13 protein-coding genes are annotated in these 13,120 nt (G+C 62.9%); 3 read left to right on the top strand and 10 right to left on the bottom strand.

Annotated features, from left to right (window positions below; genetic code table 11):
• Window positions 1-12 precede the first annotated feature (12 nt).
• The gene (locus AC07XB_RS35365) at window positions 13-1,437 is read left to right on the top strand and encodes an FAD-binding oxidoreductase (protein WP_492832034.1); all 1,425 of its coding nucleotides are present in this window, start codon (window positions 13-15) and stop codon (window positions 1,435-1,437) included.
• Window positions 1,438-1,770: 333 nt separating this feature from the next.
• Here AC07XB_RS35365 and AC07XB_RS35360 read toward each other — a convergent pair whose 3' ends face one another.
• From AC07XB_RS35360 to AC07XB_RS35315, 10 genes are all read right to left on the bottom strand, one after another.
• Window positions 1,771-2,877: a porin gene (locus AC07XB_RS35360; RefSeq protein WP_492832032.1), complete on the bottom strand. Its 1,107-nt coding sequence runs from the start codon at window positions 2,875-2,877 to the stop codon at window positions 1,771-1,773.
• 328 nt (window positions 2,878-3,205) lie between these two features.
• On the bottom strand, window positions 3,206-4,630 hold the full coding sequence (locus AC07XB_RS35355) for an NAD(P)(+) transhydrogenase (Re/Si-specific) subunit beta (protein WP_492832038.1): 1,425 nt from the start codon (window positions 4,628-4,630) through the stop codon (window positions 3,206-3,208).
• Between the two features lie 11 nt (window positions 4,631-4,641).
• A complete protein-coding gene (locus AC07XB_RS35350) occupies window positions 4,642-4,965 on the bottom strand; it encodes an NAD(P) transhydrogenase subunit alpha part 2 (protein ID WP_492832030.1) in 324 nt (107 codons plus the stop codon).
• An 11-nt stretch (window positions 4,966-4,976) separates the two neighbouring features.
• Window positions 4,977-6,107, bottom strand: a complete 1,131-nt coding sequence (locus tag AC07XB_RS35345; protein WP_492832028.1) for an NAD(P) transhydrogenase subunit alpha — start codon at window positions 6,105-6,107, stop codon at window positions 4,977-4,979.
• A 59-nt stretch (window positions 6,108-6,166) separates the two neighbouring features.
• A complete protein-coding gene (locus AC07XB_RS35340) occupies window positions 6,167-7,201 on the bottom strand; it encodes an L-idonate 5-dehydrogenase (protein ID WP_492832026.1) in 1,035 nt (344 codons plus the stop codon).
• Between the two features lie 16 nt (window positions 7,202-7,217).
• Window positions 7,218-7,991: a glucose 1-dehydrogenase gene (locus AC07XB_RS35335; protein WP_492832036.1), complete on the bottom strand. Its 774-nt coding sequence runs from the start codon at window positions 7,989-7,991 to the stop codon at window positions 7,218-7,220.
• Window positions 7,991-8,506 carry a gluconokinase gene (locus AC07XB_RS35330; RefSeq protein ID WP_492832024.1) on the bottom strand — a complete coding sequence of 172 codons (516 nt, stop codon included), beginning with the start codon at window positions 8,504-8,506 and terminating at the stop codon, window positions 7,991-7,993. The genes AC07XB_RS35335 and AC07XB_RS35330 overlap by 1 nt, the downstream gene beginning before the upstream one ends.
• A gap of 8 nt (window positions 8,507-8,514) precedes the next feature.
• Entirely contained in the window at window positions 8,515-9,510 is a 996-nt protein-coding gene (locus AC07XB_RS35325; protein ID WP_492832022.1) for a 2-hydroxyacid dehydrogenase, read from the bottom strand.
• 24 nt (window positions 9,511-9,534) lie between these two features.
• Entirely contained in the window at window positions 9,535-10,209 is a 675-nt protein-coding gene (locus AC07XB_RS35320) for an RraA family protein (protein ID WP_492832020.1), read from the bottom strand.
• A 16-nt stretch (window positions 10,210-10,225) separates the two neighbouring features.
• Complete coding sequence (locus tag AC07XB_RS35315; protein WP_492832018.1) at window positions 10,226-11,434, bottom strand: aspartate transaminase; 1,209 nt, start codon at window positions 11,432-11,434, stop codon at window positions 10,226-10,228.
• Window positions 11,435-11,629: 195 nt separating this feature from the next.
• On the opposite strand from AC07XB_RS35315, the gene nac reads away from it, so the two are divergent.
• Together nac and AC07XB_RS35305 are read left to right on the top strand one after the other, a co-directional pair.
• Window positions 11,630-12,571 (top strand): nitrogen assimilation transcriptional regulator NAC, encoded by a 942-nt coding sequence (nac, locus tag AC07XB_RS35310; protein WP_400095387.1) that lies wholly within the window; start codon window positions 11,630-11,632, stop codon window positions 12,569-12,571.
• A gap of 90 nt (window positions 12,572-12,661) precedes the next feature.
• Complete coding sequence (locus tag AC07XB_RS35305; RefSeq protein WP_492832016.1) at window positions 12,662-13,114, top strand: acetyl-CoA carboxylase biotin carboxyl carrier protein; 453 nt, start codon at window positions 12,662-12,664, stop codon at window positions 13,112-13,114.
• The last annotated feature ends 6 nt before the right edge of the window (window positions 13,115-13,120 follow it).

Here is a 13,120-nt window from a genome sequence, read left to right as displayed (position 1 = left end):
TGAGGAAGCCCCATGTCTTTCGATCCTCAATCCTGGCTGGCTGAAGCGCGCGCACTGATCGGAGAGGCCCATGTCCTCTCCGAAGAGCGCGGCGATGATCTCACTGCGTACGTCCGGGACTGGCGCGGCAAGTACCACGGGCGTGCGCTAGCCGTACTGCGTCCTCGAAGCACGGAGGAGGTACAGGCAATTGTACGGCTGGCCGCGCGTACTGGGGTCGCATTGGTGCCGCAAGGTGGGAACACCGGCCTGTGCGGAGCTTCGGTACCTGACCCTGAAGGGCGCCAGGCTGTATTGCAGCTCGGCCGGCTGAACCGCGTGCGCGAAATTGATCCCGAGAACAATACTGCGACAGTGGAGGCCGGATGCATTTTGCAGGGCCTGCAGGAACAGGCGGTGGCAGTGGGACGCCTATTCCCGTTGTCACTGGGTGCGGAAGGCTCCTGCCAGATCGGCGGCAATATTGCTACCAATGCCGGCGGTATCCAGGTGCTGCGCTACGGCAATATGCGCGAGCTGGTATTAGGCCTGGAAGTCGTCCTGCCGGATGGCGAATTGCTGGATTTGCTGCGCGGGCTGCGCAAGGACAATACCGGCTACGATCTCAAGCAGCTTTTCATCGGCTCGGAGGGAACACTGGGCATCATCACGGCAGCTACCGTGAAGCTGTTTCCGGCGCCAAGCGCTGAGGTGGTTGCCTTCGCAGGAATGGAATCGCTGACCCAGGCAGTGCACCTGTTGGGGGCCATGCGGCGCCACCTAGGAGAGCGCTTTACCGCTTTTGAACTGATCTCAGGGCCAGCAACCACCCTGGTGCGCGAGTATTTTCCCGATACGCCACGCTTTCTGGAGAGCGACTGGCCCTGGTATGTGCTGATGAAGGCCGCGGATAGCGGCAGCTATGAAGCGCTGCAGGATGCGATACAGGCCGCGTTGATGACCTGCCTGGAAGAAGGCCATCTGGCCGACGTAGTACTGGCTGGCAACCTGGCGCAGAGCCAGACGTTCTGGATGCTGCGCGAGAACATCACGCATGCCCAGCAGATGGACGGCAGCAACATCAAGCACGATGTCTCGCTGCCGATCTCGCGCATTCCCGCCTTCGTGGAGCAGATGCTGCCAGCGTTGCAGCAGGCGTTTCCCGGTGCGCGGCCCATCGTCTACGGGCACTTGGGCGACGGCAACCTGCACTTCAACGTCAGCGCACCTGCTGGGGTCGGGCCCGACGCGTGGCAGCACGAGACCGATGCCGTCAACAAGTTGCTCCATGACGCCGTGACCGCGATGCGCGGCAGCATCAGCGCGGAGCACGGCATCGGCCAGCTCAAGCGCCACGAGATGGCGCTGTACAAGACCCAGGCCGAGCTGGACGTGATGCGTCGAGTCAAGCAGGCGCTCGACCCACAAGGCTTGATGAACCCGGGCAAGATCTTGTAGCAGACCTGCCCCTGCGGAACTCCTTTTTTTTCGAAGGTATCCGCCCTGTCACTCGCGTGGATTGCCACTGAACTAGGCGGCATTTATCGTTGACTACGGCTCTGCGGATGAGCGGCGAATTAGGTATCGCAATCGCCGCTATCCCATGGCTCTGAGAAGCACCTATCCCCAGGCTAAGCCAAGACTGGTACGTACTACTAGTCAGATTATCGGAAGCAGGCTGCTTGTCCGAAAGTACTGAGGAAAACAGCGTTCATGAGGAATCTCAAGTCGAACCAAAATTCATGGATGGCATGGCGCCGGCGTGAACGCCGGTGCCATGCCATCGTTTGCTCAGAATTTATGCCGCAAGCCGACTGTGGCTTCGAACACGGAATCGCGTCCGCTGACCGGCAGCGTGAATCCCGGTGTACCCGCCAGCGTTCGCCACGCTCCCGTCAGTTTTGTATAGTCGACGCCCGCGTAGACATCGGTGCGCTTGCTGAAGCTGTAGTCCAGCAACGGGCCACCGGTGATGCGCGTGCCGTTCTTTCCGCCGTTCTTGAGCAAATCCACGTAGACGGGCAGTTTCAGCTCAAGCGAGGGAGTCAGCGGGTAGCTCACCGCCACGGAGAACGAATCGTTCCGGTAGCCCGCCGGGTAGACGTTGCTATAGATGTAGGATGCGTATAGCTTGGTCGCGCCGAGCTTGTAGGTCGCGCCTACGGTGAATACCTTTTGGGTGCTGTCGGGGATCAGGATGCCGAAGTACGTGCTGCCATAGGCGGTCGTCGCCGGCGTAAGCCCGCCGATATTGTTGATGATCTGGAACGCCGCGCCGACGCTCAGTGGGCCATTGTCGTAGGAAGCCGCCACGCCGGGAGACGAGAACCGTTTGGCGTTACCAGCGATTTCGCCGAACGTGTAGGCGCCCTTGACGCTGAAGCCACCGAAGGTGGGAGACGCATAGCGTACGGTGTTGTCCAGCCGGCCGCCGCCGGTAAGTCCCGCGCCCTGGAAGCCGAGTGTGCCGACATAGTTTGACAAGGCGTACACGTCATGGAGGAACGCCATCTCGTGGACCAGCGTGTATTGACGGCCCAGCGTGATGTCGCCGTAGGTTGGCGACGAGAGGCCGACGAGCGCGGTTCGGCCGAACAGGCGCGCATTGCCGGACGGTGTCGATTGCTGGGTCGCCCCAGTGCCCGGTGTGAATCCGGACTCGAGCTGGAAGAGTGCCTTATTGCCGCCGCCCAGGTCTTCGGTGCCGATCATGCCCCAACGGCTGCCCGACAGCGGGCCGCCGTTGCCCATGCCGATCTTGCTGTCGCCGGCGGCATTTTGATGCGTGTTGTAGCGTATGCCGACGTCGATGACGCCGTATAGCGACACGCTGCTTTGCGAGTGCGCCGCGCCGGAAATGGTCCCGAGAACAGCGGCGGTCATAAGCGTTTTTTTCATTTTCACTCCCTTTCAGTGTGCTACATGCCATTGTTGTGATGCTCGGTTGCCGGACGCATGAATCCGCTCCCAGCCGCCTTGCGCGCAAGGGTGGCTGACATACGGAGTGTCTGGCCAATAGGATTGGAAGCCCGCTAGTCGCAGTGCGCACCTGCGACTGTCCGTGTTCGCTCTACTTCAGTGCCGCGACGGTGTTGGCGACCGCGCCGAGAAAGCAAAGTGACTTGCCTTGTTTGAAATTAAACGCCTTGCCGCCTTTGCTGACCAAGACGACGTGCCTATGGGGAAATAGTGTCGGCTTATGCTTGCGCGAGAGTCCGTAGCGCAGCTACTCCACGGCCTTGCCCATGTCCTCGACCACTTTCTTGGCGTCGCCGAAAACCATCATGGTCTTATCCAGATAAAACAGTTCGTTATCCAGGCCCGCATAGCCGGCGGCCATCGATCGCTTGTTAACGATAATGGTTTTCGCCTTGTAGGCTTCCAGAATGGGCATGCCGTAGATCGAGCTGCCCTTCTGCTGTGCCGCGGGGTTCACCACGTCGTTGGCGCCCAGGATGATTGCCACATCGGCCTGGCCGAATTCGCTGTTGATGTCCTCCATCTCGAACACCTGGTCGTAAGGCACCTCAGCCTCAGCCAGTAGCACGTTCATGTGGCCGGGCATGCGCCCTGCCACGGGATGGATGGCGTACTTTACCGTGATGCCCTTGTGCGTGAGCTTCTCGGCCAGTTCCTTGACCGCGTGCTGGGCGCGGGCTACGGCTAGGCCATAGCCTGGTACGATTACCACCGTCTCAGCATTGCCCAGGATAAAGGCCGCATCGTCGGCGCTGCCGCTCTTGACGCTACGCGGCTGGATCGTGCCCGCTTGCGCACTGCTTGCCTCACCGCCAAAGCCGCCCAGGATCACATTAAAGAAGGAGCGGTTCATCGCCTTGCACATGATGTAACTCAGGATCGCGCCGGAGCTGCCCACTAGCGAACCCGCGATAATCAGCATGCTGTTGTTCAGGCTGAAGCCGATGCCCGCGGCCGCCCAGCCCGAATAGCTGTTGAGCATCGACACCACGACCGGCATGTCGGCGCCGCCGATCGGAATGATGATCAACACGCCCATAAGGAAGGCCAATGCGAGCATTGCGATGAACGCCGGCCAACTCTCGGAGCCGATGAACATGACACCCAGGCCGATGGTGGTTAGGCCCAGCACCAGGTTGAGCATGTGCTGGCCCGCGAACTGCACCGGGGCGCCCTGGAACAGGCGAAACTTGTACTTGCCGGAAAGCTTGCCGAAGGCGATGACCGAACCGGAGAAGGTGATCGCGCCGATCGCAGCCCCAAGGAAGAGTTCCATCCGGTTGCCGGTCGGAATCGCCTGACCCTTGGGCGAAATGCCGAAAGCGTACGGTTCGGCAACAGCAGCCACCGCGATGAATACAGCCGCGAGACCGATCATGCTATGCATGAAGGCCACCAACTCTGGCATCCTGGTCATCTCGACACGCTGGGCCATGAATGCGCCGGCACCGCCCCCGATCACCAGCCCAAGCAGTACATAGCCGAGGCCTAGCGGATTCCCCCCGGCAAGCTTGAGGATCAATGTGCCGGTTGTGAGCACGGCAATGGCCATCCCGGTCATACCGAAGCGGTTTCCGCGGATCGAAGTAGTGGGGTGGCTCAAGCCCTTCAGGGCCTGGATAAAGAAGACGCTGGCTACCAGGTAGAGCAGGGTAACCACGTTCAGACTGATGAAATCCAAGTTCACTTGGCCCTCTCTCTAGAAGCCGCAGGCTTCTTGTCCTTCTTTTTGAACATCTCCAGCATCCGGCGTGTTACCAGGAAGCCGCCGAAGACATTGACGGCGGCCAAGGCGACGGCAAGTACTCCCATGGCCTTGCCCAGCGTGGTCTCGGTGAGGGCGGCGGCCAGCATGGCGCCGACAATCACGATGGCGGAGATGGCGTTGGTCACGGCCATCAGTGGTGTGTGCAAGGCTGGCGTGACGTTCCATACCACGTGGTAGCCAACGTAGACGGCCAACACGAAGGTGGTGAGATTGATGATGGTGTGCGAGACCGCTTCCATAGTGTTGCTCCTCAGGTTCTCAGTATCGTTCCGCCCTTTGTGACCAGGCAGGCGGCGACGATGTCGTCGCTTTCATCGATTGTGAGTGCCCCGTCCTTGGGCAGAATCAGTTTCAGGAAGTCGAGCACGTTGCGGGCGTACAAGGCCGATGCATCGGCGGCCACGAGTGCGGGCAGGTTCGTCTCGCCTACGATGGTCACGCCATGTTTGACCACCGTCTTGCCCGCTTCGGTGAGTGGGCAGTTTCCGCTCACGCCATCCGCGCCTTTGCCAGCGGCGATGTCTACAATCAGCGAGCCCTGTTTCATGCCTTGCACCATTTCCTCGGTGATCAGTATCGGCGCGGCTCGCCCTGGGATCAGCGCAGTGGAGATCACCACGTCGGCCTGGGTGACTCGCTTGGCGACCTCTACCTTCTGGCGCTCGAGCCACGAGGGCGGCATGGGCCGGGCATAGCCGCCCACACCTTCGGCGGCTTCCCGCTCCTCCGCTGTCTCGTAGGGAACCTCGATGAACTTGGCACCCAGCGACTCAACCTGTTCCTTCACCGAGGGCCGGACATCCGAAGCTTCGACCACCGCGCCAAGGCGCTTGGCTGTGGCGATGGCCTGCAGGCCGGCCACGCCGACGCCAAGGACTACCACTCGGGCTGCCTTTACAGTCCCCGCAGCCGTCATCAGCATCGGGAAGAAGCGCTGGTAGCGATCGGCAGCCATCATGACGGCTTTGTATCCGGCGATGTTGGCCTGCGATGAGAGCACGTCCATGCTCTGTGCCCGGGTGGTGCGCGGTGCCGCTTCCAACGCGAAGCTGGTGAGGCCGGCCGCGGCCAGACGAGCAAGATTGTCCTTGTTGAAGGGATCGAGCATGCCTACCAGTACGGCACTTGGCTTCATCAGGGTCAGGTCTGCCGGCGCGGGCGGGCGAACGGTCAGCACCAGGTTGGAGCCGAATGCACCGGCCGCATCGGTGATTTCGCAGCCAACGGACTCATAGGCCAGATCGGGGATCGAGGCCCCGCAGCCTGCGCGAGTCTGCACACGCAGCACGTGGCCATGCGCCTTCAGTTTCTTTGCTGTCTCCGGCGTGAGGGCGACACGAGTCTCGCCCTCCGCGGTTTGCAGCGGAATGCCTATCAACATCCAAGTCTCCAGGGAGGGAACTCAGGATCGACGCCGCTGCCGGCGCATCCGAGGTGGTGTTATTGGAAGTCCAGCAGGACTTTCATCGCCTGCGTGCGGTCAGCCGCCAACGCAAATGCGCGCCCTGCATCCTGGTACGGCACGGTGGCGGAGATCAGCGGTTTCACGTCGACCAGTCCCTTGTTCAGCAGTTCGACGGCCATCGCAAACTCTTCATGGAATCGGAAGGCGCCGCGCAGATCCAGTTCCTTTGCGACAATGGCATTGATGGGCAAAGTCATCTCGCCGCCCAAGCCCACTTGCACGATGATGCCTCGGGGACGCATGGCGTCGATGGCGCCACGTAACGCCCGTTCGTTGCCACTGGCCTCGAACAGCACGTCGATCTGACCCTTGTCGACCGTGTACGGCTTAAGTGATTCGGGTTGTTCGGCGACATTGAGCGTCACGTCGGCGCCCACCGCAAGGGCGGCCTGCAGAGGATAGGCACCCATGTCCGTGACGATGATTTCCGCCGCGCCAGCCCGCCTTGCCGCCACCACGATCAATGCTCCAATGGGGCCGCAGCCGGTCACGAGGACGCGCTTGCCCAGCAGCGGACCGGCGCGGCGAACAGCGTGCAGCGCCACCGACAGGGGCTCGGCCATTGCACCCTCCTGGTCGCTCAGCGAATCGGCAAGGCGATGGGCCTGGCTTTCCTCGATGACGATCTCACGGCGGAATGCACCTTGTACATGCGGCGTGCGCATGGCACTGCCGTAGTAGCGCATATCCAGGCAATGATTCTGCAAGCCCTGCTGGCAGTATTGGCACAGGCCGCAGGGGCGGCTTGGGCTGATCGCGACGCGATCCCCCTTGGCGTGGTTGCGCACGTTTTGCCCGACTTCGTCTATGCGGCCGGCTACCTCATGGCCGAGCACCATCGGTTCGCTAACACGCACGGTGCCAAAGCCACCGTGGTTGTAGTAGTGCAGGTCCGAGCCGCAGATGCCGCCAAAGCGGACATGCACGCGTATCTCGTGCGGCTGCACATCGGGGGTGGCAACGTCTTCGATGCGCAGATCGTTGGCGCCGTGGATGACAAGAGCGTCCATGATGAATTCCAGTGAGTTACAGAGTGGCGGTCACGCCGCCGTCGACGTAGAGAATGTGGCCGTTGACAAAATCGGAGGCATTGCTCGCCAGGAATACGGCCGCGCCAATGAGGTCTTCAACGTCGCCCCACCGGCGCGACGGCGTGCGCCCCACGAGCCAGGCGGTGAACTCCGCGTTATCCACCAAGGCCTGGGTCAGCTCCGTTTTGAAATAGCCCGGGCCCAGGCCGTTGACCTGAATTCCGTAAGGGCCCCAGTCAATCGCCATGCCTTTCGTGAGCATCTTCACCGCGCCCTTGCTGGCGGTGTAGGGGGCGATCCCGGGGCGCCCCAGTTCGCTCTGCACCGAGCAGATGTTGATGATCTTGCCGCGGCCGCGCGGGATCATGTGCCGAGCCACTGCCTGTCCGACAAGGAAAACGCTGTCGACATTGGTTTTCATCAACTCGTGCCAGTGGGCTTCTTCAAACTGCTCCAACGGCGCGCGGCGCTGCATGCCAGCGTTGTTGACGAGGATGTCGATGGGTCCCACATCGGCTTCCACCGACGCGATGCCCTCGGCCACTGCCGTGCTCTGCGTCACGTCGAACGAGACCGTGCGGACGTCGGCACCTAGCGCTCGCAGGCTTTCGGCTGCCTGGTCCAGCTTGTCTTTCCGGCGGGCATTGAGTACCAGCCGTGCGCCGGCGCGAGCCAGGCCCCCGGCCAGCGCCAGGCCAATGCCGCTGCTTGCGCCGGTAACCAGGGCGGTGCGGCCACTCAGGTCAAACATCTTGAGATCCGGGTTCATCATTTGTCTTGCCTTGCGGTTTCTTCGGTGAGCCAGCGCAGCACCTGCCTGACTTGCGCATCGAGCGGCTGGTCAGCCGGGATTTGAAGCACACCAGGTTCCCCTGCCGGTGCTTCCAGGATGGCGAACTGGCTGACCACCGAGCTCGGCTGAAACAGATGCCCTTTGCGCGCGGACACCCGTGCAATCGCTTCCGAGAGTGTGATGTCGACGTGCACTATGCGCAGGTGCGGCACCGCTTCTCGCAGCCGTTCGCGGTAGCAGCGCTTAAGGGCGGAGCAGGTGAGGATGGCATCGCCGGGCGCTGCGGCCAGCAAGGTTGCCAGCTTGTCCAGCCAGGGCTCACGGTCGGCATCCTGCAAGGCAGTGCCCTGGCGCATCTTCGCCTTGTTGTGCTCGGGATGGTGGTCGTCGCCTTCGATCCATTCAGCGTCCATCGCCTTGGCCAACTGCGCAGCCAGCGTCGACTTGCCGCAGCCTGCGACCCCCATCACCAGTAGCTTATTGATCGGCATGGCAACCTCTACTGCTGAAGAACCTGCGGGTTCACCGGCGTCGGCGGCTGGCCAGCCCGAGGCCCGCGGCCGAGGGCAGCGATCAGGTTGTCCACGGTCAGCGCGGCCATGGCCCGACGCGTGCTTACCGAGGCGCTGCCAATGTGCGGGGTCAGCACGACATTGGGCACGGTCAGCAGATCCGGGTGGATCCGAGGCTCGCCTTCGAAGACATCAAGCCCCGCCGCTGCGATCGTGCCTTGGCGCAGTGCCTGTGCCAGGGCTTCGTCGTCGACGATACCGCCGCGGGCAATGTTCGTCAGCGTTGCGGTAGGCTTCATCTGGGCAAGCTCGGCTGCGCCAATCGCGTGATGTGCCGCCGGCGAGTAGGGGAGCACCAGGAGGAGATGGTCGGCTTCTCTCAACAGGGTGGCCTTGTCTACGTAGCGGGCATGTACCCTGGCCTCCGCCTCGGGAGCAAGCGGCGAGCGATTGTGATAGATCACCTGCATGTCAAAGCCCAATGCGGCGCGCCTGGCGATGGCCTGGCCGATCCGCCCCATGCCGAGAATGCCCAGGGTGGCTCCATGAACGTCGTTGCCGACCATCTGGTCGTAGATTCCCGTCTTTTGCCATTCGCCCCGCCGCACGAAACGCTCGGACTCGGTGATGCGCCGGGCGGTGGCGAGCATCAGCGCAAAGCCGAAGTCCGCGGTGGTTTCCGTGAGCACGTCCGGCGTGTTGGTGACCAGCACGCCCCGCGCGGTGCAGGCGGCCACGTCGACATTGTTGTAGCCTACCCCCACGTTGCAAACCGCCTTGAGTCCAGGACAGGCGTCAAGCAGCGCCGCGTCGATGCGCTCGCTGCCAGTGCTCATCACGCCTTGCTTTCCTTGTAGCTGCGCGATCAATTCGGCCGGGGTCCAGACCGTGTCGGCCGCATTGGCCGTGACTTCGAAATGTTCGCGCAGCCGGTCAGCGATGTCGGGAAAGGTCGCTCGGGTGACGAGGACGGAAGGGCGCATGTGGGTCTCCATGTTCTATAACGGTCAGTTGTTGCACCGGGCTTCCAGCGCATCGATGAAACTGCGGTCCCAGCGGCCTTCCTTCATGGCGCGTATGGTTTCGGCTTCGGCGGCGAGTACGGCGCGGGCTTTTTCAATCAGCAGCGGCACGTCCCCGGGCGGTATGGCAAGCAGGCCATCCTGGTCGCCCACCAGTACGTCCCCCGGGCGGACAACCATGCCGCCGACCGATACCGGTACGTTGATCTCGCCTGGCCCGTCCTTGTACGGGCCGCGATGGGTGACGCCGCGCGCGTAGACCGGGAACTCGCGCTCCCGCAGCTCGGCGACATCCCGTACCGCGCCATCGACCACCACCCCGACCACGCCGATGCTGGCCGCATAGTTGGAGAGGATGCCGCCGACGACGGCGTTCTGCAGGTCGCCACCGGCGTCGATCACCAGCACGTCACCAGGCCGGCAGAACTCAAGTGCTCGCAGGTAGGTGAGGTTGTCGCCGCCGCGCGATCGCGCGGTCACCGCAGTGCCGGCCATCGTGGCCGCGACCGCTTTGTGGAAGGGCTGAAGGCCGACTGTGCCCGTGTTGCGATGCATGCTGTCGCTGAGCGCAGCAACCGGCAGTTCCCGCAAGGCAGCGAGCAGGGCGGCGTCAGCCTGGGGGGCAGAGGGGTTCTTGCGGATGGCTTTGTAGGTACTCATGGCGTTCTCTGGTAGGTCAGGACAGGGCCAGGACTGCACGCTCGATGCGGCGACAGCCCTCTTCGAGCGTGTCTAGGGCGGTGGCGATCGACAGGCGGAAGTAGGGCGAAAGGCCATAGGCCGTCCCGGCGACGAGCGCCACCCCCTCGCGCTCGAGCAGGTACATGACGACGTCGGCATCGCCATGCAGCTGCTTGCCGTCCGGTGTGGTCTTGCCGATCAGTCCGCCGCAGTTGACGTAGAGATAGAATGCCCCATCCGGCGCGCGGCAGCTCAGCCCGGGGATTTCGTTGATGCGGGCGAGTGTCTGGTCGCGGCGCTGTTTGTAGACTGCCACGCTCTCGGTGACGAAGCGTTGGCCGCCGTTCAAGGCCGCCGCCGCGGCGGCCTGGCTGATCGAACAGCAGTTTCCGGCCGATTGCGACAGAAACGTGTCGAGCGCCTGGATCAGGTCGCGTGGACCGGCCACCCAGCCGAGCCGCCAGCCCGTCATCGCGTAGGTCTTGGAAACGCCATTGATGGCCAGCGTGCGCTCGCGCAGTTCAGGGGCCGCATTGAGCAGGTGGGGCGTGCGCACTGCGTCGAAACGGATATGCTCGTAGATGTCGTCCGTCATCACCAGCACGTCCGGGTGGCGGGCCAGTACATCGGCCAGCGCCCGATACTCGGCCAGGGTATAGCTGGCGCCGGTCGGATTGCTCGGCGAATTGAGGATGAGCCAGCGAGTGCGCTCGGTAATGGCGCCTTCCAACTGGGCCGGCGTCAGCTTGAACCCTTGGTCTTCCGCGCACGCCAGCGTGACCGGGATCCCGTCGCAGGCAAGCACCATATCGGGATAGGAGACCCAGTACGGGGCGGGGATCAGTACGTCGTCACCCGCTTCCAGGGTGATCGCCAAGGCGCTGTAGATCGCGCTCTTGGCGCCGTTGGTGGCGATGATCTCGTTCATCGCGTATTGCAGGTCATTCTCGCGTGCAAGCTTGTCGACGATGGCCTGACGCAACTCCACCGTGCCGGCCATCAGCGTATAGCGGGTCGCGCCCTGCTCGATGGCCCGCACTGCGGCTTGGCGGATGTGTTCCGGCGTGTCGAAGTCAGGTTCGCCGACCACAAGGTTGACGATGGACTTGCCCTGGCGGCGCAACTCGTTGGCACGGTCCGCTGCGGAGGTGCTGGGGGAGGGTTTGATGCGCCTGACACGTGCGGCGATACGGGACGGTTTCACGAGGGTTCCTTGCTGCGATTAAGGAGGGTAAGCGCAACAGTAGCCGCGGCGGCCGCAGAAGGCCAAGATGACTCCAGTATGTCCAGATAGGAAACACCTATAGGTGCGGGGCCCGCCAATGCCCTAATCTCCTGGTTTCAGCGCTTGCGGCGCAAGAAGACAATGGGCTGTAGGTCCCCCCGGAAAGGAGGTAACTTGAACTTCAGGCGATTGAGGTATTTCGTAAAGATTGTCGACATCGGCAGTGTGACGCAGGCGGCCGATCTGCTTCATGTCGCTCAGCCCTCCCTGAGCCAGCAAATGGCAACGCTGGAAGGCGAGGTGCGCCAGCAATTGCTGCTGCGCACCAAACAAGGTGTGATTCCCACCGAAGCGGGCAAAGTGCTGTACCGGCACGCCCAGGCGATCCTGCGCCAGGTCGATCAGGCAAAGGTGGAGATGAAGACGGCCGGACAGGGCCTCTCGGGCGCGGTCTCGGTGGGGTTGGCGCCCGGCACCGCCGCGGCGGCGCTGGCTTTGCCGTTGCTGCGTACGGTCCGGGCCCGCCACCCGGGGATCCTGCTTTACCTGAATGAGAGTTACGGCAGCACGCTGTCGGAACTGATCATGAACGGACGCATGGACATGGCGGTGCTCTATGGCGGCAAGACGCCTGTCCATGGGCTCTCGTTCCTGCCGCTGCTGAAGGAGCCGCTCTATGTCGTCGGCCCCGAAAGCATGCCGGCGCCGCCGGATGAGGTGCCGCTGCCTATGCTCGGGGACATCGATCTGTACCTGGCGCGACCTTACAACGTGGTGCGCAGGCTGGTCGATGAAGCGTTCAATGCGATCGGCATGGCGCCGCGCGTGCTGGCTGAAATCGAATCGGCCAGCACGCTGAAGGCGATTGTCGCAGACGGGCTGGGGGCGACCATCCTGCCTGCCTCAATGGCGCGCGAGGTGGCGATGTCCTGCGATGCCTGGCAGTGCCGCATCGTCGAGCCGGTGATCGAGGCGCCCTTGGCGCTGTGCCAGTCTGGCCACCAGCCACTGTCCGAGCCAGCCCAGGCAATTAAGGAGATTCTGCTGGAATTGGTGGCGGGGCTGGCGGGCAACCTGCTTCTCTGCGACCGGGCGGAGAACCGGGAGGCGTCATAAGACGTTCCTATCGGGGCACAGACAAACCGTCTTGGTACTGAAGGGCAGAGGCCGATACTGTGTTCACCAACAGCTATGAAGTGAACGCACATGGATCTCACGCACATCAAACAGCTCATCGACGTCATGGCGGCCTCCGACATGGCCGAGATGAGCTTCAGTCAGCATGGATGGACGTTGCGCCTGGCGCGGCATATTTCCGGGGGAGCTAGCGGTGATCCCGCTCCCCCACCGACCCTTCCTTGTACGCAGCCGCGGCCACTGGGGCAGCCCTCCCGGCCCTCCGAGCCTGTTTCTCCCGTACCGGAGGGACATGAATTGCTGGCTCCACTTTTCGGCATCGTGCACCTGCGGCCCGCGCCCGACGAGCCGGCGTTCGTGCAGCCGGGCCAGGCCGTGGAGGCCGGCCAGACCGTGTGCGTCATCGAAGCGATGAAGGTCTTCAATGCCGTGCTCGCCGAACGCGATGGCACGGTCGAGACCGTGCTGGTTGCGTCCGGGAAGGAAGTGGAGGCCGGCCAACCCTTGATCCGATTCGCTTGAGCGCCG

Source organism: Cupriavidus sp. GW821-FHT02F09, assembly GCF_059421605.1.
Note: the sequence above shows the minus strand (reverse complement) of the source record. Positions and strands in the feature narration are given on the sequence as shown.